Genomic DNA, 1445 nt, shown 5'->3' with positions numbered 1-1445 from the left:
TTCTTGGGAAACTGAATTGACCCCAGAGTTGCTGAGTATACTAATCGTTAAGCCAGACAACTTGTCTATGAGTGGCTTGTTTTCTTATGCAAAGTATTTAAATGAGCAAGACTTAGATGGAGGGGTGTATGTCCTGTCGTTTTGGAAAAAAGCGCTCCAGCCGCTAACGACATTGTCTTTGGTTTTAGTTGCGATTTCTTTTGTATTTGGGCCGTTAAGAAGTGTCGCTATGGGGACTAGAGTCTTTGTCGGCCTAATCGTTGGTCTGACTTTTAAGTATGTTCAAGATTTGTTAGGACCTGCGAGTATGGTATTCGGATTTGAGCCGATCGTAGCAACGGTTCTACCAATACTGGCGTGCGTTACTTTCGGTGTGCTAATGATTAAGAGAGCAAGCTAGATCGATTAAAAAAACGCGCATTGAAAAATTTTGTGAATTAAGTTAGTCTAACGAGCAATAATAAATAAAAGTTACTTGCTCGAAAGTATGTGTTGTATTTCGAGGGAACAAAGTTCTGCTCGGAGATAAGTAATGAACACGTTTAAAAGGCTCAGTTTAGTTGTTGCAATTGGTGCAATTTCTAATGGGGCAAACGCTGAGTTCATAAAGTTAGAAGATCAAGATTTGCAAAACGTTACTGGTCAAGCTGGATTGACTATTGACGTCGAAGCACGCTATGAGATTGGCGAGTTTGCGTACAAAGACGCTGGTTTTCTATTACTGCAAGGCATTCGAATGGGTGGGCATGATTTGCATGACCCTTCCTCCTCTCAATACTTCATGGACAATCTTCGTTTAGAGATTGATGTTGCTGGCGATGGATCAACCCCTGGTGACAATGTTCTAGACTATGGTTTTTCTAAGATGCGTGACTACGCAGCGCTATATGCGATTTCAGGTAATGTTGACCAAAGGTTTACTGACGTAGCATTTGGTTACGATTCTAAGAGAGATCTTGCGATCGACGATAAGANAACCTACCAGGACGGCGACTTAGTTATACATTTCGATATCACAGATCCTTGGCAGGTAGAAGGTGGGCAAGCTGCATTTTTAACTAGCGACCGTTATGAAACCGATGACTATGAGACTTTTGAGTTGATGACGGAGCACGCGGTTGATTTTGCGTTTGAAATTGATGCAATAGGGTTGGCACGGAGCGATTATGAAATAGGAAGCGCAGGGCTTGATATTGACTCAAATCATTCAACTGGACTGCACGAAGGCGAAGATGGTACGACCACTCTCATCAGTAATCTCAAAATGAAGGGATATCTCGGCCCTGAGGACCTCCATATTTCTAATAACGGCAATGGCTTTGGGGCTGAAGACCTGAATGGTGATGGTGATATCGATTCATTTGAGGCTTCTCAGAGTTCTGGTGTTGGAGATGCCAACTCTAAAATTACTTGGAGCGCATACTTTATGATTACCGATATGGAGT

General features: G+C 42.4%; 2 protein-coding genes. Both read left to right on the top strand.

All coding sequences use genetic code 11. The features are described from left to right. The coding region (locus tag A3762_RS21065) for an LptF/LptG family permease (RefSeq protein ID WP_156493647.1) at positions 1-400 on the top strand (400 nt) is incomplete at its 5' end. 132 nt (positions 401-532) lie between these two features. Then, the coding region (locus A3762_RS21060) for a DUF6160 family protein (protein ID WP_068757491.1) at positions 533-1445 on the top strand (913 nt) is incomplete at its 3' end.

It is taken from the genome of Oleiphilus sp. HI0125, assembly GCF_001635355.1.
This window is presented reverse-complemented; position numbering and strand designations above follow the sequence as displayed.